At 69.9% G+C, this 17713-nt stretch carries 17 protein-coding genes; 11 read left to right on the top strand and 6 right to left on the bottom strand.

Going from position 1 to position 17713, the window contains the following annotated elements; all coding sequences use genetic code 11:
- Positions 1-46 precede the first annotated feature (46 nt).
- The 4 genes from LPA41_RS04790 to LPA41_RS04775 all read left to right on the top strand — a co-directional run bounded on the left by LPA41_RS04790 (position 47) and on the right by LPA41_RS04775 (position 3276).
- The gene (locus LPA41_RS04790; RefSeq protein ID WP_229068628.1) at positions 47-1135 is read left to right on the top strand and encodes an alkene reductase; all 1089 of its coding nucleotides are present in this window, start codon (positions 47-49) and stop codon (positions 1133-1135) included.
- Between the two features lie 2 nt (positions 1136-1137).
- Entirely contained in the window at positions 1138-1605 is a 468-nt protein-coding gene (locus tag LPA41_RS04785) for a cupin domain-containing protein (protein WP_229068625.1), read from the top strand.
- Between the two features lie 126 nt (positions 1606-1731).
- Positions 1732-2523 carry an SDR family NAD(P)-dependent oxidoreductase gene (locus tag LPA41_RS04780; protein WP_229068624.1) on the top strand — a complete coding sequence of 264 codons (792 nt, stop codon included), beginning with the start codon at positions 1732-1734 and terminating at the stop codon, positions 2521-2523.
- Between the two features lie 54 nt (positions 2524-2577).
- Positions 2578-3276, top strand: coding sequence for a hypothetical protein (locus LPA41_RS04775; protein ID WP_229068622.1), 699 nt, complete (start codon positions 2578-2580; stop codon positions 3274-3276).
- A gap of 160 nt (positions 3277-3436) precedes the next feature.
- Here LPA41_RS04775 and LPA41_RS04770 read toward each other — a convergent pair whose 3' ends face one another.
- Entirely contained in the window at positions 3437-5026 is a 1590-nt protein-coding gene (locus tag LPA41_RS04770) for a beta-1,3-glucanase family protein (protein WP_229068616.1), read from the bottom strand.
- A 335-nt stretch (positions 5027-5361) separates the two neighbouring features.
- Between LPA41_RS04770 and LPA41_RS04765 the strand changes: the two genes are divergently transcribed.
- Positions 5362-6132: a response regulator transcription factor gene (locus LPA41_RS04765; protein ID WP_229068614.1), complete on the top strand. Its 771-nt coding sequence runs from the start codon at positions 5362-5364 to the stop codon at positions 6130-6132.
- A 49-nt stretch (positions 6133-6181) separates the two neighbouring features.
- On the opposite strand, the gene LPA41_RS04760 is transcribed toward LPA41_RS04765, so the two are convergent.
- Entirely contained in the window at positions 6182-7303 is a 1122-nt protein-coding gene (locus tag LPA41_RS04760) for an alpha/beta hydrolase (protein WP_229068612.1), read from the bottom strand.
- A 368-nt stretch (positions 7304-7671) separates the two neighbouring features.
- On the opposite strand from LPA41_RS04760, the gene LPA41_RS04755 reads away from it, so the two are divergent.
- Complete coding sequence (locus LPA41_RS04755; RefSeq protein WP_229068610.1) at positions 7672-8217, top strand: cyclophilin-like fold protein; 546 nt, start codon at positions 7672-7674, stop codon at positions 8215-8217.
- A 64-nt stretch (positions 8218-8281) separates the two neighbouring features.
- Here the strand turns inward: LPA41_RS04755 and LPA41_RS04750 are convergent, their stop codons facing one another.
- The gene (locus tag LPA41_RS04750; RefSeq protein WP_229068608.1) at positions 8282-8926 is read right to left on the bottom strand and encodes a hypothetical protein; all 645 of its coding nucleotides are present in this window, start codon (positions 8924-8926) and stop codon (positions 8282-8284) included.
- 85 nt (positions 8927-9011) lie between these two features.
- The gene (locus LPA41_RS04745) at positions 9012-9470 is read right to left on the bottom strand and encodes an RICIN domain-containing protein (RefSeq protein WP_229068606.1); all 459 of its coding nucleotides are present in this window, start codon (positions 9468-9470) and stop codon (positions 9012-9014) included.
- Between the two features lie 457 nt (positions 9471-9927).
- Here LPA41_RS04745 and LPA41_RS04740 point away from each other — a divergent pair, with 457 nt between their 5' ends.
- From LPA41_RS04740 to LPA41_RS04730, 3 genes are all read left to right on the top strand, one after another.
- A complete protein-coding gene (locus LPA41_RS04740; RefSeq protein ID WP_229068605.1) occupies positions 9928-10956 on the top strand; it encodes an LLM class flavin-dependent oxidoreductase in 1029 nt (342 codons plus the stop codon).
- A 220-nt stretch (positions 10957-11176) separates the two neighbouring features.
- Positions 11177-11731, top strand: coding sequence for a hypothetical protein (locus LPA41_RS04735; protein WP_229068603.1), 555 nt, complete (start codon positions 11177-11179; stop codon positions 11729-11731).
- Between the two features lie 272 nt (positions 11732-12003).
- Complete coding sequence (locus LPA41_RS04730; protein WP_229068601.1) at positions 12004-12957, top strand: NADP-dependent oxidoreductase; 954 nt, start codon at positions 12004-12006, stop codon at positions 12955-12957.
- A gap of 73 nt (positions 12958-13030) precedes the next feature.
- Here the strand turns inward: LPA41_RS04730 and LPA41_RS04725 are convergent, their stop codons facing one another.
- Positions 13031-13321, bottom strand: coding sequence for a DUF1330 domain-containing protein (locus tag LPA41_RS04725; protein WP_229068599.1), 291 nt, complete (start codon positions 13319-13321; stop codon positions 13031-13033).
- A 133-nt stretch (positions 13322-13454) separates the two neighbouring features.
- Between LPA41_RS04725 and LPA41_RS42895 the strand changes: the two genes are divergently transcribed.
- Both LPA41_RS42895 and LPA41_RS04715 read left to right on the top strand, forming a co-directional pair.
- Positions 13455-14411, top strand: a complete 957-nt coding sequence (locus tag LPA41_RS42895; RefSeq protein ID WP_229068592.1) for an AraC family transcriptional regulator — start codon at positions 13455-13457, stop codon at positions 14409-14411.
- A gap of 214 nt (positions 14412-14625) precedes the next feature.
- Positions 14626-15369, top strand: a complete 744-nt coding sequence (locus tag LPA41_RS04715; protein ID WP_229068591.1) for an Atu4866 domain-containing protein — start codon at positions 14626-14628, stop codon at positions 15367-15369.
- Positions 15370-15388: 19 nt separating this feature from the next.
- Here LPA41_RS04715 and LPA41_RS04710 read toward each other — a convergent pair whose 3' ends face one another.
- Positions 15389-17653, bottom strand: a complete 2265-nt coding sequence (locus tag LPA41_RS04710; RefSeq protein ID WP_229068590.1) for a helix-turn-helix domain-containing protein — start codon at positions 17651-17653, stop codon at positions 15389-15391.
- Positions 17654-17713: the final 60 nt, after the last annotated feature.

Here is a 17713-nt window from a genome sequence, read left to right as displayed (position 1 = left end):
GCCAGAAACGTGGCTAGCCACGTTCGTACCGTAGTGGAGACTTTCTGTGAACGACCTCTGGAACCCGATCGACCTGGGCGCCATCTCCCTCGCACACCGCCTCGCGATGGCGCCGATGACGCGCGACCGCTCCACGCCGCACGGCGTGCCGACCGCGATGAACGCCGAGTACTACGCCCAGCGCGCATCGATGGCACTGATCATCACTGAAGGCACCCAGCCCTCCGGCGACGGCCAGGGCTACCTGCTCACTCCCGGCATCCACACCGACGAGCACATCCGGGGCTGGCGCCAGGTCACCGACGCCGTCCACGCCGCCGGTGGGCGCATCGTGATCCAGCTGATGCACGTGGGCCGCATCTCGCACCCCGACAACACCCCGCACGGCCGGCAGCCCGTCGCGCCGTCGGCGGTGCCGGCCAACTGCACCATGTTCACTGCTGCCGGCATGCAGCCGGTGCCCGAACCGCGTGCGCTGTCGACGGCAGAGGTCGCCGAGACGGTCGAGGAGTTCCGCCTCGCGGCGGCCGCGGCGATCGCCGCCGGCGCCGACGGCGTGGAGATCCACGGGGCCAACGGCTACCTGCTGCACCAGTTCCTGTCCAGCAACGCCAACCAGCGGACAGACCGGTACGGCGGTTCCATCGGCAACCGGATCCGCTTCGCCGTCGAGGTCGCCACCGCCGTTGCCCAGGAGATCGGCGCCGACCGGACCGGCTTCCGCATCTCACCCGGGAACCCGTTCAACGACGTCGTCGAACACGATGTGCCCGAGCTCTACGGAGCCCTGGTGGCAGCCCTGGCACCCCTCGGTCTCGCCTACCTGCACGTGGCCCACGGCGGTAACGACGGCCTGCTCAAGCAGATCCGCACGGACTGGCCGGGCCCGCTGCTGCTCAACCGCGCCGGCGCCGACCTCGGGACCCGCATCGAGGACCTGAACAACGGCCTCGCCGACGTGATCACCGTCGGCGCCATGGCACTGGCCAACCCCGACCTGGTGGCCCGGATCAAGGCCGGTGCATCCCTCAACGAGCCGCATCGCCCGACCTTCTACGGCGGCGACGAACGGGGCTACACCGACTACCCCACGCTCACCCGCACGAACGTGGTCGACCGCGGCGATCGGAGGTAGCCATGACCATCCCCTACCTGGCGCAGCCGGGTCAGCAGCAAAAGCTCGAATGGCTCGCCGGCGGCACCTACCGCGTCCTGCTCGACAGCGAAGCCACCGACGGCAAGCTCAGTGTCGGTCGCTTCACCGTCCCCAAGGACGAGGCGCCCCCGTTCCACCTGCACACCCGCGAGGACGAGGTCTTCCTGCTGCTCGAAGGCACCGCCCTGGTCTGGGCCGGCGACCAACGCCACGAACTCGAAGAGGGCGGCATCGTCTACCTGCCGCGCAACATCCCGCACGGCTATCGGATCACCTCCGAGCGGGCGGACCTGCTGGTCATGGCGACCCCCGGCGGACTGGAGAAGATGTTCCGTCACGCCGGTCGCGACCTCACCACCGTGCGGCCGGACGGTTTCGAGATCAGCCGCGAACTGCTCGCCGAAGCCGTCGAGATCGGCGGCACCGTGGTCCTGGGACCACCTCGCTGAAGCGCACGGACGTTACTCATCGGATGCTCATCGGCCGGCGGCAGCATGAACGAGCCGAGCCGAGCCGGACGGCCGGCAAGGAACGACGTTCGGGCCCCGGCCGGTGGCCATCTACGAGGAGTGCGAATGGACCTGGAACTCAACGGTAAGACCGCGTTCATCAGCGGATCCAGCGAAGGAATCGGTTACGCGGCCGCCAGGGCGCTGGCCCGCGAAGGCGCCGACGTGATCCTCAACGGCCGTGATCAGGCGAAGCTCGACAACGCCGTCGCAGCGCTGGGCCGCGATGTCCCCGGCGTGTCCGTCAGCGGCGTGGCCGCCGACTTCGCGGTCACCGACGACGTCGACCGGTTGTGCGGGCAGCTCCCGAGCGTCGACATCCTGGTCAACAACGTCGGGCTCTTCGAGCTCAAACCGTTCGAGCTCGTCTCCGACGACGACTGGCGGCTCTACTTCGAGGTCAACGTGCTCAGCGGTGTGCGGCTGGCCCGGCGGCTCATGCCGGCGATGCTCGATCGCGGGTGGGGCCGGATCGTCTTCGTGAGCAGTGAGTCGGGCGTCAACGTTCCCGGCAACATGATTCACTACGGCACGTCCAAGACCGCGATGCTCGCCGTGGGTAACGGCCTCGCGAAGCTCACGAAAGGCACCGCGGTGACCGTCAACGCGGTTCTCGGCGGCCCGACATACTCCGACGGCGTCGCCCGGACGGTCCGGACCCTCGCCGCCGCGCAGTCCGTTCCCGAGGAGCAGATGAAGGCGGCGATCATCGGGACCAACGAGACGACCCTGCTGGGGCGCTTCATCGAACCCGATGAGATCGCGAACGCGGTGACCTTCATCGCGAGTCCGGTAGCGTCCGCGATCAACGGATCGGCTGTGCGCGTCGACGGTGGGGTACTGACAACGCTGCTGTGAGGCCCGGCGGGCATCGACGGATCGCTGTGGTGCGGCTCTCTACAATGCTCACTCATGATCAACGGAGATGTCGGCGGTGAGGGGCTGCGTCGCCGCCTGGTTGTCGGGGTGGTCGTACTGACGGCTGCGGCGGCGCTGACCGGATGCGGCTCCGCGGAGGAGACGGTCTCGGCCCCGGCCGGGAGAACAGCCGCGCCGAAGCACTTTGGGCCTGCCGGTTACGGGAATCTCACCCTTACGATGACCGAGGCCGAAGCGCTGGCCACCGGTGACCTTCACAGCGCGCCAGCGTCCATGGTGCAGGACTTGACGGTGTACTCCTTCGTGGACGGGCCGAAGCCTGACCCGAGTCGGATGGCCGCCGAGGAGAAGTTGGCGAAGGAGTTGGAGGCGGCCGAGAAGAAGGCCGCCTCCGGGTCCATCGACGAGCAGACGCGGGTTCTGCAGCTGCGCGCCAAGTCGATGCGCGGAATGGCGACGCAGCTGGACGCTTTCCTGGGCGCCGGCGGCGCCGGGTTCACCGACGGCAAGATCGACAGCATTGCGGCGCCGGTGGATGCCGCCACCGAGGCGGGCATCAAGCGTGGCTCGACGCTGGCCGAGCTGAAGGCTGCCTACCAGGCCAAGGGTCTCGAGGCGGACTCGGAGAGCATGTACCTGCTCGCGGTTGAGGGAAATCCCGGATGGGTGTTGCAGTTCGAGACTGAGAATGACGCCGTGAAGTACATGACGCTCAACAACCGCGGGAAGTAGTGAGCCACCCTCCGCGCGAGAGGGTCCGAGCGACACCGGACGCGACGACGCGGCGTCGTGGCCGGCTCGGCGATGGGCAGGCCCGGCCGCGGTGACCGGCCGGAGCGAGGCGGGCCCGCGTGGAGCGTGAGCCCGCCTCGCTGCCGAGGCGCCGGTGGGGTCAGCCTCTGCGCCACTTCTGGTTCTGACCGCCGACGCAGTCCCAGAGGTGCAGCCGGGCGCCGTCGTCGGGGTTCCACGCCGCGATGTCCACGCACTTGCCGGCCTGCGGGTTGACCAGGTCGCCGGCCGGGTTGAGCACGAACTGCTGTGCGGCGTTCCCGCTGCAGGTGGCGATCTGGACGACCGCGCCGTTGTCGCGCGAGCCCCAGGCGACGTCCATGCACTTGTTGTTCTGGGTGCTGATCGTGTTCCCGGTGAACGTCCACGCCTGTGCCGCGGTGTTGTTGCAGGTCCAGACCTGCAGCGGCACCCCGTCGGAGAAGTTGGCGTTGCTGACGTCGACGCACTTGTTGTTCCAGTTGCTGAGGATCCGGTTGCCGGTGGCCGGCGGCGGGGTGGGCGGGTTCCCGCCGGCACCGAACGGGCTCATGATGATTCCGGCCTGCTGCGGATCGCCGTCGTGGACCAGGGACTCGAAGCCGCCGACGTCGTCGTACGCGAAGCCGTAGGCCTTACCGTCGGCCATGTTCGCGTGAATGATCCGGGAGTAGTGGTTCGGCGCGCTGTTCTTGTAGAACGCGTTCGCGTCGTAGACAGGCTCCACGGTGGATGTGCCGAGCGTGCCCCGTACCAGTGCGGTGCAGATGGTCCGGCGGACCTCGCTCTGGATGAACGGTGCCACGTTGGGTGCGTTGAAGACGCCGTCGCAACCCCAGACGTTCGCGGTGCTGGGCTTGTCGACGGTGGCGACCTCGGCGCCGGTGCTGTCGGTGAAGCGCATGGTGTTGCCGACGGTCCGGCCGAAGAACTTGCGGTTCGGCTCGTTCTGGCGGGGCACGACGGTCAACGTCCGGCTGGTGTACGCGTTCCACGCCGAGTTGATATAGGCGTCGAGGTAGTTCGCGGGGAACTTCCCGGCGTCGGTGGCCTTGCCCGGTGCGAGCACGCGCAGGACCGTACCGTCGGCGCGGGTGATGACCGAGTCCTGCCAGCCCGGCTGGGCCTTTATCGCATTGATGATCTTGTTTCGTCCGTCGTTGACGACGTCGCCGGTGCGCTTGGTCTGCCCGGCGCCGTTGGTCACGGTGACCGCGTGCGGGATGCCGAAGAAGTCCACCTGCGAGCTGTTCAGCCACAGCCCCGCGTCGTTGAAGGTGAACTCGCTGGTGTCGAAGAGGGTGTTGAAGTTCGGGTCACCGGGCGCCCACGGTGCGGGCTGGACGAAGCCGTCCGGGGTGATGAAGAACTTGATCTTGTCGCCCAGCGCCATGTAGACGCGGCCGGACAGGCCCTTGGGGATGCGGATCGTCGTGGTGCCGCCGTTGCCGGGCCCGGCCATCGACACGTCCGGGGCGGGCACGGGCGGGTTGCCGCCGGCGGGCCAGGGGTTGAAGGCGCCGCTGCTGTTGACGTAGCCCCAGCGCCCGTTCATGGTGCCGATGACATACAGGAACACGGCGTCACCGCGGCCGGTGTTGTTGGTGACGGTCACGGGGAGCACAGCGGGCGAGGCCGCCGCGGCGGGCGTCGTCACGGCCACGACCGGCGCCGCGACCGCGAGCGCGGCGAGGGCGGTCAGCCATCTCATTCTGGTACGCAAGCCAGCACCTCAATTCTGTCCAGGCACCCGGCGGGCCTCGGGGAAGCGGCCGTGTGGCGGATGACGGCGAAGGGGACCGGTCACGGGGTCATGACCGTTCGCCGGCGCGCTCGTCAGCAGCTGCGGACAGCGCTTTGAGAGCGCTCTCACAGCATTGTTCGGCTTGTTAACTGATGTCAACAGTGAGTGCTGTAAATGTTTCGCGCTTGTTGCCCACCGTCCGGCGAGCCGCTACCGCCATCGGCGCGATATCCGGTGGAAACAGTGCGGGTCTAGCGTGCGGACCAGCGATCGTACGGTCCAGATTGTTTTGGAAGGACGTCATGAATCTCCTCCTGCTGACGGACAGCCACCTCGAGGTGCTGCCTGCCCTGGACCTGCTGCCGTACACCGTCCAGGTCGCGCCCCAGGGCGACTGGGCCGGGGCGACCAAGGACCCGCACGTGGCCGCCGTCCTGGTCGACGCCTGCGGGCAGTTGACCCAGGCCCGCGCGACATGTCGCGCGCTTCGCGCCAGCGGATTGAGCGCGCCGCTGATCGCCCTGGTCCGCGACGCCGGCCTCGCCGCTGTCGGCGTCGACTGGGCCATCGACGACTTCGTTCTGACAACCGCCGGCCCGGCCGAGGTGGCAGCCCGGCTGAACCTGGCGGTGAAGCGGCGCGCAGCCGAGAACGACTCGGCGGACGAGCTGATCCACATCGGCGAGCTGACCATCGACCCGCACAGCTACACGACCCGGCTACGCGGCGAGTCGCTGGTGCTGACGTACAAGGAGTTCGAGCTCCTGAAATTCCTCGCCCAGCAGCCCGGCCGGGTGTTCAGCCGCGACCAGTTGCTGCGCGAGGTGTGGGGCTACGACTACTTCGGCGGCACCCGGACGGTGGACGTGCACATCCGGCGCCTGCGGGCCAAGCTCGGACCCCGCTGCGAAACGATGATCGGCACCGTCCGCCAGGTCGGCTACAAGTTCGTCGCCCCGCCCGGCAGCCGCCAGGGCGCCGCGGCCGCCGCATCGGTCTACGACAACGGGACGCTGTCCGCGCCGGATTCGTGGGACTCGTCGTTGATCGCGTCGCTGGCCGTGATTCCGTAGAACCACACCGGTGCGCCGGTGGTGGCACCGGCCCACCGGGACGGTCCCGTCAGGCAAGGTTCGTGGCGAAGAACCGGTCCAGCGCGTCGAAGGGGATCAGGTCCATGCGGTCGTACAGGTCGACGTGGTCGGCCCCCGGCACAATCAGAAGCTCGACCGTGTCGGAGGCCTGCGCCCGGACGTCCTCGGAGTAGTAGCGGGAGTGCGCCTCGGCGCCGGCCACCAGTAGAGCCTTGCGGGGCGCCAGCATGTCGATGTTCGCCATCAGCGGGAAGGCGAAGAACGACATCGGCGTGGTCGCGGTCCACGCGGTGGTGGAGTTGATCGAACGCGGGTGGTAGCCGCGGCCGGTGCGGTAGTAGTCGAAGAAACTCGCCGTGACCGGGTCTGCGTCCGCCGGCAACGTCTTGGGCAGGACCCGGTCCGTCGGGGCGACGTCGCCGTTCGCGTCGAACGGGACCTCGTGGGAGAGCCGCGCACGGGTGCCGTTCGCGGCGTCGATCCAGCGCTGGCGGCTCAGGTGGTCCACGACCTTCCGGCGCTGGTCACGCGTGTAGTAGTCCTCGTGACCGCGCGACATGCTGCGGGACATGTCGTACATCGAGGCCGTGGCGACCGCCTTGATGCGGCTGTCCGCTGCCGCCGCACTGAGCGCCATGCCGCTCAGGCCACAGATGGCCTGAGCGCCGATCCGCTCGCGGTCGACGATCTTCTGCAGCCCGAGGAAGTCGACGGCGGCGCTGAAGTCCTCGGTGCAGATGTCCGGTGACGCCACGTCGCGTACCGTGCCGCCGCTCTCACCGGTGAACGAGGGATCGAAGGCGAGGGTGACGTAGCCACGGCGGGCGAACTCGTTGGCGTAGAGGCCTGAGGACTGTTCCTTGACCGCGCCGAACGGGCCGCTGACAGCCAGGGCGGGCAGCTTGCCGCGGGCGTTCGTCGGCACGTAGAGGTCACCCGCGACCGTGATGCCGTAGCGGTTCGTGAACCGCACCGAGGTCCGCTTGACGTTCTTGTCCAGGGCGAAGGTGTAGCCGCCCTTGGGCGTGGGCCTTCGCGGTCCGGTGTTTCCGGTGGCGCGGCCGTTCTCCGCGCTGAAGGCGGGCGCAGCCGGCAAGGCGGCGGCCGCGCCGGTGGCGGCGATCAGTCCGAGCGCTGTGCGACGTTCCATGGGATGAACCTCATTCTCGACAGGATCTTTGCGGTCAGGTGTAGGCGGACACCTGTCACAGCCGCGATCACGAACCCGAAGCGGACAGCGGGAGCAGATGACCGGCTGCGGTGGTCACCCGCAGCCTCTGCCGCCCGAGCCTCAGCATTTCGAGGCGTTCCGCATTCAGCGAACCGCGTCGACCGGCGGGCGGGGAGTTCCTGACGATGGGTGTACCGGCAGGGCGCCCCTGTCTGCGGGAACCGTGGTGGGGGGCCCTGGCAATACACGCTTCGAGAGTGACTTCTTCGTTCGCCCGCGCGGGTGTTGACTCGGTGATCAGGCTCAGGACGGCCCGTCCGGACGTCGTTCCGACAGAGGGAGATGCCATGCCACGCTTCCGTACTGCCGTGTGTTCGACGCTGGTGACGGTCGTCGCCCTGACCGCTGCCGGCTGCGGTGACAGCGGCCGGTCCGGTGACGCCCCGGTGGTCACACCTGTCACATCGACGCCGCCCGGCAGCCCATCGCCGCAGCCGGGCGGCACCGACGCCACCGCCGGCCAGGAGGAACAGATGAAGATCCGCATCACCGTCGGCGAGCAGCGTTTCGCGGCTACCCTCTTCGACAGCGCCGCCGGCCGCGATCTCCTCGCCCAGCTTCCCCTGACCATCGCCATGACCGACCACGGTTCGGTGGAGAAGACCGGCCCGCTGCCCGCACCGCTACGACTGGACGGCCAACCGGACGGCGCCGATCCCGACGTCGGAGATGTCGGCTACTACGCGCCCGGCAACGACTTCGTCCTCTACTACGGCGATCAGTCGTACTACCCCGGCATCGTGATCATCGGCCGCCTGGACGGCGACGCCGCCGGCCGGATCGCCGACATGGAAGGGGCCATCACCGCGACGGTCGACGTCCACGCCGGCTGAACCCGACACCCCAGTGCGGCAGTGGTCGGTCCCGCTGTCCGCGTCGGTCGCCGCGTGCCGGTGATCAGCCGCGGCCCTCGCCCACCTGGCGCGTGAACCGCGGAGCGAAGACGGCGGCGAGCCAGATCGCGGTGATGAGCAGGCCGATCAGGGTGACCGGGCGTGTCCCGTAGCTCATCGTCGGCCCCCACGGCAGCGGGAAGGGTCCGGTGCCGAACGCGGCCGAGACGTCGCCGGCCAGGGTGGCCGCGGTCAGCAGGGTGTGCGCCGACACCAGCAGGAAGCCGACGGCGTTCAGTGCTGTCAGGCGCGGCAGAAGGCCGAGGTCGTCGCCGGCGCGGCGGGCGAGCCACCTGCCCGCGAACGCGCCGAGCAGCGCGAACACCGCGGTCAGGATCAGGGTGAGCCGGGGCCCGGCGCGTTCGGCGCGCAGGGTGGCGGGTCCGTCGGCGACGCTGTGGCCGCTGGGGTGGACGGTCAGCCGCCAGTCGCCCCGGGCAGCGGTGACCTCGTCGGCGGTGCGGCCGGTGCGCCATCCGGCGTCGGCCAGGCGTTGCGCCACGGGGGCGAGGTCGGTGATCGGGCTGCCGAACTCGATGTCGACGTACCCGGGGCCGTAGTCCTCGTAACCGGCGACGAAGCCCGCGTGCTCGCGCCGGGGTGGTGACCGACCTGGCTGCCGGGATGGTCGACATGGAACGTCCTTCAAGCCGAAGGACGGTGGACTGCCTCGGACCGAGGCAGTCCACCGTCACCTACCTACCTGCCGTCCGTCAGCTTGCCGCCGGCACCTGTCAGTGGAAATACCAACCCTGATAGGTGCCGCCGTTGCAGGCGAGCGTGTAAAGCTTGCCGGCGTAGTTGCTGTCCAGGCAGAGACCCGTCTGAGCGTTGACGATGCGATCATTGGCTCCTTTCCGCCATTGCTGGTAATTGCCGCCGTTGCATGGGATCGTGTAGGCGTTCCCGGCATAGTTGCTGTCAAGGCACAGAGTCGCGTGCTCGTAGTTGTTCAGCCGGAACGAGTTACCGGAATACTTCATCAGCCAGTACTGGTTGTGGCTTCCCGTGCACTCGTGCGTATAGGCCGTGGGGCCGTTCGTGTCGAGGCACATTCCCGTTTCTTCGCTGTTGAGGCGCACCAGTTCGACGGCGTGGGCCGGCCCTGCGAACCCGATTGCCCCAAGCGCGCTGAGCAGGACCGTCATGATGACGAGCCGGATGAATGAGGTGCGGACACGTGTGCTGTCCATGGTTCCTCCGCTTCCGCTTCCGGTGTTGATTGGATGCGATGAACCTAGACATCGGTGAACCTTGGAAGAAACAGAGTCGAGCTGAACACCAGGTAAATTGAGGTCTATTGTGGAATGCCGGAATTCGCGCACGAAAATGGCCGGATCGCTGATTTCGGTAATTGTTGCACCGCAGCATCCGGACTGAGTCGGGGAACCGTCACGAGCGTCAGGTCAAAACAGGCCCTCCAGGCCGATGGGGCAGAGGCTTGCCCGCGGAGGCACACCCGCCTCCTTCGGTGGGGGAAAGACGCCGAAGGAGATCGAGAAGGTTGCACGCCGGCCCCCGGGCTCCCGGAGCTGCCGTCCATCGAGCTCGAACCTCGGGCGGACAACGCACCCGGCATAAACCGGGCCGCCGGTTGGTTGAGGCGTCCAGAAGCTTGATTGACGTGTCAATCACCTGGAGGGCAGTGCCATGACCGACCTGATCCTGGGCCTCGACACCTTCGGCGACGTGCCGGCGGACGACGCCGGTGCGTTGCTGTCCGACGCGGCCGCGATCCGTCAGGTCGTCGAGGAGGCGGTCCTCGCCGACGATCTGGGTGTGGACGCCATCGCGCTCGGCGAACACCACCGCCCGGAATACTCGATCTCCACGCCGGAGACCGTGCTGGCCGGCATCGCCACCCGGACCAAGCGGATCAAGCTGGGTTCCGGGGTGACCGTGCTCAGCTCCGACGACCCGGTCCGGGTCTTCCAGCGGTTCTCGACCGTCGACGCGCTGTCCAACGGCCGGGCCGAGACGATCCTCGGGCGCGGGTCGTTCACCGAGTCGTTCCCGTTGTTCGGCTACGACATGGCCGACTACGACGTGCTGTTCGAGGAGAAGCTCGACCTGTTCGTCAAGCTGCTCGACGAGAAGCCGGTGACCTGGAGTGGCACGACGCGGCCGGCGTTGGAGAACGCCGACGTCTACCCGAAGACCGAGTCCGGCCGGCTGGCGGCCTGGGTGGGTGTCGGCGGTTCGCCGCAGTCGGTGGTGCGCACCGCCCGGCACGGTCTGCCGTTGATGCTGGCCATCATCGGCGGGCAACCGCAGCGGTTCGCGCCGTATGTGGATCTGTACCGGCGGGCGGCGGAACAGCTGGGCACGGTGGCGTACCCGGTCGGCATGCACTCGCCCGGCTTCGTCGCCGACACCGACGAGGAGGCCAAGGAGCTGTTCTATCCGGCGTACAAGGTGCAGATCGACCGGATCGGCGCGCTGCGCGGCTGGCCGCCGCTGCGCCGATCCACCTTCGACGCCGAGGTGGAGCACGGATCGCTCTACATCGGTTCGCCGGAGACCGTCGCCCGCCGGATCGCCGCGGGTGCCGGTGCGCTGGGCGTGGGCCGGTTCGACCTGATCTACACCGCCGGCGCCCAGTCCGCGAGCGCCCGGATGCGTGCCGTCGAGCTGTTCGGATCGAAGGTCGCGCCCATGGTCCGCGACATGATGGCCTGAACCTGATCCCGCCGGCCCGGCGCTACGGCGCCGGGCCGGACCCGGTCAGCGGTTGCGGCGTACCACTAAATTGAGGTTCATTCGCATTCTGTGCAACCTTCGGCGGCACGGCGAGCGTCTGGTGTCCGGCGGAGGCGACAGCCGGGCCGGCTCAGGAACGCGCGAGCCACTCCGCTCGGGCAGCGGAGCAAGCGACAGCGGCACAAGCGACGGGGGACCGGTGGAGATCGCCATCGTGGGCCGGGGACACCTGGGCTCCGCGCTGTCCCGATTCTGGTCGGGCGCCGGCCACCGGGTCACCGCGCTGGGCCGGGACGGCGGCGACGTCACCGGCGCCGACGTGCTCGTCGTCGCGGTGCCGGCGGCCGCCGTCCCGCGCGCCCTGCAGGTGGTCGACGGCTACCGCGGCGCGGTGACGATCGACGCGACAAACCTGCAGGGCCTCGCCCCCACCGGTCACCCGTCGCTGGCGCATCTGGTGCAATCGCTGGTGGGCGGCCCGGTCGCGAAAGCGTTCAACACCGACTACGCATTGCTGTACGACGAGATCGAGCGCCAGCCGGTCCGCCCGAGTCACCTGTACGCCGCCGACGCCGCCGCGCGTCCCGTCGCGGAGCAACTCATCCGGGACGTCGGCTTCACACCGGTCTTCATCGGCGACCTCAGTCACGCGCCCCTGCTGGAACAGCATCTGCGCCTGGTCCGGGCCATCGCGGCGAACGGCTACGGACCTTACTTCTCCTGGTACGGGGCCCCCGGCGACCTGTGGACCTGACAACCGGCCGATGTCGGGTCACGACGTCGAAGGCAGAGCGCGCGCTCCAGAGTCAGCCCCGCCGCCGTACGTAATCCGCGCAGCAGCGGACCGAGCGCGGCGTGATCCATGGCGGTTGTCCCTCCGGTGGCGTGTCTCTTGATCATATGGAGCGCCTGGGGCCGGGGCCGGGTCGTGGTGATTAGGCGAGTCATACGGATACCTGGGCGTGGGGAGATGGGCAGACTCGGGCTGCGCGGTCATCGGCGCGCGGACAAATGTGAGGGAGAACAGTGCCCAGAGCAGTGCGATTCGAGCGGTACGGCGGCCCTGAGGTGCTGACGGTCGTGGACGTCCCGCGGCCGGTGACCCCGGCCGGCCGGGTGCTGGTCGAGGTGGTCACGGCCGCCATGAACCCCGGGGAGATCGGTATCCGCGAGGGGGTCTTCGCCTCGATCTGGCCGGCGACCTTCCCCGAGGGTCAGGGCAACGACTACTCCGGGGTGGTGGCCGAGGTCGGGGCGGGCGTCACCGGGTTCCGGGTCGGTCAGCCGGTGCTCGGTTTCGCGCCGCGGGCGGCGCAGGCCGAGTTCGTCGTGGCCGATCCCGCCGCGCTCGCGGCCATGCCCGCCGGCCTCGGCTGGGACGAGGCGGCGACCATCGCCGGTGTCGGCGCCACCGCGTGGGCCGGCGTGGAAGCTGTCGCCCCGCAGGAGGGGGAGACCGTGGTGGTGTCCGCCGCCGCCGGCGGGGTCGGCGTCATCACCGCTCAGCTGGCGGCGTTGCGGGGTGCCCGGGTCATCGGCACAGCGGGGGAGGGCAACCTCGACTACCTGGCCTCGCTAGGCGTGACGCCGGTCCGTTACGGCCCGGGGCTGCTCGGCCGCCTGCGGGAAGCGGCGCCGGACGGCGTCGACGCCTACCTGGACACGTTCGGTGCCGGCAACGTCGACACCGCGATCGCGCTCGGCGTGCCGCCCTATCGGATCAACACGATCGCCGACGGCAACGGCATCCGGAAGTACGGTGTCCACTCCGCGGCACAGGAGCAGGCGGACACTCCGCAGATCTGGGAGCAGCTCGCCCGGCTCGTGGCGGCCGGGCGGATCGTCGTGCCGATCGCGCAGGCGTACCCGATGGACCGCGTCGCGGACGCCTACCGGGATCTGGCCACCCGCCACGTCCGCGGCAAGCGGGTGCTGCACGTGATGGCGCCGGACCGGCGCGCCGGTCTGCCCGCCGACTGAAACGGCGTGGTGTTCCGGCGCGGAGGTGGTCAGCGCCGGAAAGCCACGGCCGTCGGGGGCCCGGGACGGGTCGTCAGGACGGGTTCTCGCCGACGACGACCTTCACCGTGGAGTGCTTGCGGCGCAGGTCCTTGAGCGGCTGGTACTCCGGCGAGTCCCAGAACCGCTGGACGGTCTCGCGGTCCGGGAACTCGTGGATCACCAGGGTCGACGGCTTCCAGTCGCCCTCCAGGACCAGGGCGTTCTCGTCGGTGATGATGTTGCGGCCGCCGAACCGCTCGATCAGCGGGCCGGCGCCCTCGACGTACTGCCGGAAACCCTCCGGGCCGGCGATGTCGAGGTCGATGACAACGAAGGCGGACATGGTCGGTCTCCTTGCTCCGTGGGCCGGCGTGGTTGCCGACCTGTCTCCACGTTAAGGACTGACGGTGGGCGTTCCCATGCGTGAAGCGGCCGCATTCATACGTGGTCGTACCATCACGCCGTACTCTTGATGGGTGGATGTCTTCAGTGAGGTGATCGGTTCCCTGCGGACCGGGCGGGCGAAATTCGCCCGGACCCGCCACCTGGGCCGGTGGGGCAACCGGTTCGGGCCCGAGCCCGGCATGGGCTTTCACGTCGTGCTGTCCGGCAGCTGCTGGCTGCTCACCGAGTCGGATCCACCGGTGCGGCTCTCCGCCGGTGATGTCGTGCTGCTGCCGCGCGGGGCGGTGCACGGTCTCGCGGGCAGCCCGGACCGGGGCCTCGCCGCCCTGCCGCCGGATTCGGCCGGCCCCGACGGCGGCGACGGCGACGAGGACGCCGGTTGTGCCACCCTGCTGTGCGGCGCCTATCGTCTCGACCACGCCCCGCCACACCCGTTCCTGCGGTCGCTGCCGGAGGTCATCCACCTGCCGGCGCAGCTGGGACACCACCCGGCACTGCGGTCGGCGGTCGACCTGCTCGCCGCCGACCTCTCCGACCCGCAGCCGGGCGCCGACGCCGCCCGGCCGGCGTTGCTCGACCTGTTGCTGGTCTACGTGCTCCGCGCCTGGCTGCGGGAAGAGGCGTCCCGGCGTCCCGGCGCGGGCTGGCAGGCCGCCCTCGACGATCCCGCGGTGGCGGCCGCCCTGCGGCAGATGCACGCCGCCCCGCAGCAGCCCTGGACGGTGCAGCAGCTGGGGGCGCTGACCGGGCTGTCGCGCACCACCTTCGCCCGCCGGTTCACCGCCGCCATGGGCCTGCCGCCGCTGGCCTACCTCACCTGGTGGCGGCTCAACCGGGCCGCCCAGCTGCTGGTCCGCGACGACGCGGCATTGGCGACAGTCGCCCGCCGCGTGGGGTACGCCTCGGAGTTCGCGTTCGCCAACGCGTTCAAGCGGGAGTTCGGTGTGTCGCCGGGCCGGTTCCGCCGAACCCGGCGGCAGGAGCCGGTGCAGCACGACTACGACCTCGCCGGGGTGCCGGCCGGCTGACGGGCGCCGTTCCACCGGCCGGCTGGCGGGCGCCGTTCTGCCGGCCGGCTGGCGGGCGCCGTTCTGCCGGCCGGCTCACCGCTGGCGCGGATAGGCGATTTCCACCGAGGCGGTCACCCGTGACGGCGGCCGACGATGGCAGCCGGTCGCCGTTCTCCCGGCGGCCGGCACATCGATCACCGGGTACGCCCGGGCCGGACGGAAGGACATCACGGTGAGCACTGAGGCAACGACACGACACGGCATGCCGGACGTGGAGACCCTGCGAGCCCTCCTGAGTGAATCGACTCGGCCGGTCCTGCTCACCGGCGGACGGGTCGTCTCCCTGGACGCCATGCTGGGCGACTGGCCGCAGGCGGACGTGCTCCTCGGCGGCGACAAGATCGTCGGGGTGGGACCGGGTCTGATCACGGCAGCCGGGGACGACAACGCCATCGTCGTCGACTGCACGGGCGGCGTCGTGCTGCCGGCCCTGATCGACCTGGGATCGCGGGCCGGCAGCCGGGAGAACCGGTACGACAACGCGGGTGGTTCCCTCACCCCGGGCAAGCAGGCGGACATCGCCGTCCTCCGGTCGCCGGACGGCCGGTTCCCCGTGGCGACCTCGGACGCGGTGGTGGAGACACTGTTCCTCGCCGGTCAGGTCCGGGTCTGGCGCGGCCGGCCGGTGGTCCCGCCGCCGCCGCCGCCGGCGGCGGAGGCGGCGGAGGCGGCGGGCCAGGAGCACCCGTACGCCGGGATGTGGATCGACGAGACCGGCTTCCTGCACCAGGAGCTGCTGCCCGACGGCCGGTACGACGAGACGCGGGGTGGCCGCCCGCACGCCTACCAGGGGCGGTACTGGATCGACGGCGACCGGGTCGACTACCTCGACGACCTGGGCTTCTGGGCGTACGGCGAGATCCGTGACGGGGTACTGCACCACGCCGGCTACATCCTGCGTCGCAGTGCCGCCTGAACGCCACCGGTGAGCACTGTCAGCTCAGGGCGCGTAGTTCCTCCTCCACTTCGCGCAGACCCGTCGCGTCGCCGTCGACCTTTTTGATCTCCCGTACCGCTTCGAGGTCCGCGCGGGCCGCCGGGAGATCGCCGAGTTCCCGGTAGGCCTGTGCCCTGGCCTGCATGACCCAGGTCCGCACCGGGTTCGCGACCGACAGGCCGGACGCCTGCAGCGCCCGGGTGGTGACCTGGACGACGGTCTCCCACTGCCGCAGCTCCACATGGACCAGGGCCGCATAGTGAAGTGCGTTCGCGACGGTCACGGCGGTGATGGATTCGATCGTCGCGGTCGCAGGGTCCTCTGCGACCGCGACGGCTCGCTCGAAGGCGGCGAGGGCCTCCTCGTGGCGACCCAGGCCGTGCAGGGTGATGCCCTGACCGATCAGAGCCGCGGACACCCCGATCCAGTCGCCGGCTTCGGTGAAGTAACCGACGGCCTGTCGCGCCGCCGTCAGCTGTTCCTCCGCCCGCCCACCGAGCCGCGCCAGTGCCCGGCTGCGGTACGTGCGTGCCCACCCCATCTGGCTGACGTCGCCGGCGCGGGAGGCGAGTTCGAACGCCTGGTCGGCGTGCTGGAGCGCCTTGTCGTAGTCGATCAGGCAGACCAGCCGGGTCCAGGCGAGGTATCCCAGGTGGACGGCTTGCACCCGGTCGTCGCCGAGCAGGCGGGCGGCCTCGGTGGAGAGACTGAAGATGTCGTGCCAGCGCGGCCAGTAGATCCATCGGTCGGAATACCAGTGCAGGGACTCGGCGACGTCGACCACCAGCCGATGTTCGCCGGCCTGGAACGCTTGCCGCAGGGCGGCGAACCACGTGTCGGCCTCGGCCTGTAACCAGGCCTCGGCGGCGTGTTCGGAGGATACGATCCCGGTCGGCGCGGCGGGGTCGGGTTCGGGTTCGAACCACTGGCCGGCGGTGATGGTCGTGGTCAGCAGCCACGTGCGCAGCCGTTGCCGTACCGCCTCGATCTGTTCGGGTGGCTCTTCGTCGCCCAGCTTGCGTTCGCCGTAGGCGCGCAGCAGGTCGTGGCAGCGGACCCGGCCGGGTGACGCCTCGTCGAGCAGGCTGACCTCGGTCAGTTCGTCGAGCAGGTCCTCGGTCTCGTGGACCGGCCGATCCATCAGCACGGCGGCGGTCTCGACGCCGGTCGTGGCGCCCGCCGCCAGCGGCAGCCGGCGGAACAGGCGCTGGGCGTCCGGTGACAGCTGGTCGTACGACAGGGCGAACGCGGCGTTGACCTGCAGGTCTCCGGCGGTCAGGGCGTCGAGGCGGCGGTCGCCAGGTGCCAGCCGGGCGATCACGTCCGCTGCGGTCCAGTACCGGCGGCTGGACAGGCGGTTGCCGACCACCCGCATCGCCAGTGGCATGTGCGCGCACAGCTCGGCCAGCTGCTGCAGTTCGCTGCTCGTCGCGGTGCGTCCCGCGGTCAGCCGGCCGAGCAACGACACCGAGTCCTGCTCGGTCAGCGGCGCCAGTGGCAGCCGGTCGACACCGCCGAGGCCGCGCAGCATCCGGCGGCTCGTCACGATCGTCACGGCGGGGCCGTCGCCGGGAACCACGGCCCCGACCTGGGCTTCGTCGGCGGCGTTGTCCAGCACGAGCAGGAGGCGTCTGCCCCGGCTGACCCGCTGCCACATGGCGGTGGCCTCGGCCAGGGCCGGCGGAACTGATGGCGACCGCGGGTCGACGGCGCGGATCAGCCGGGACAGCACGTCGAACGGGCTCAGCGGCTGCGTACTCAAGCCCTGCAGATCGACGAAGTACTGGCCGTCGGGAAAGTCCGCGGCCAGCCCGGCGGCGGCGTGCAAAGCCAGTGACGTCTTGCCGATTCCCGGCGGGCCGCTGATCAAGATCGCCCGGACCGGTTCTCCCGCCCCGGCCCGGGTGCGGATGGTGTCCAGTTCGCCGGCACGGCCGGTGAAGTCGGGTACGGCGCGCGGCAGCGGCAGACCGGCGAACCCGGCGACCTGCGGGAGATCGCGGTGCCGGCCGGCCCGGGCCGCCGCGGCCAGCGCTTGCCGGTCGTCGTCGCCGAGTTTCAGCGCCGCCGCGATCGCGGTCACGGTGCTGGCCCGGGGGCCCTTGCTGACCCCGCGTTCCATGTCACCGATGGTGCGGTCGCTGAGACCGGACGCCTGCGACAGCTGCTCGAGCGTCATCCCGGCGGCCAGGCGCAGCCCGCGCAGCAGCGGGCCGAGCTCAGCCTGATCAGCAGTGGCCGTTCTGTTCCCCAGGATTCCCACGCTGTCCATGATCACAAGAAGTGGCGAGTCGGGGATCGGCCATCGGGTTGTGACGGCCAC

Source organism: Actinoplanes sp. DH11 (genome assembly GCF_020873875.1).
Lineage (GTDB): Bacteria > Actinomycetota > Actinomycetes > Mycobacteriales > Micromonosporaceae > Actinoplanes.
This window is presented reverse-complemented; position numbering and strand designations above follow the sequence as displayed.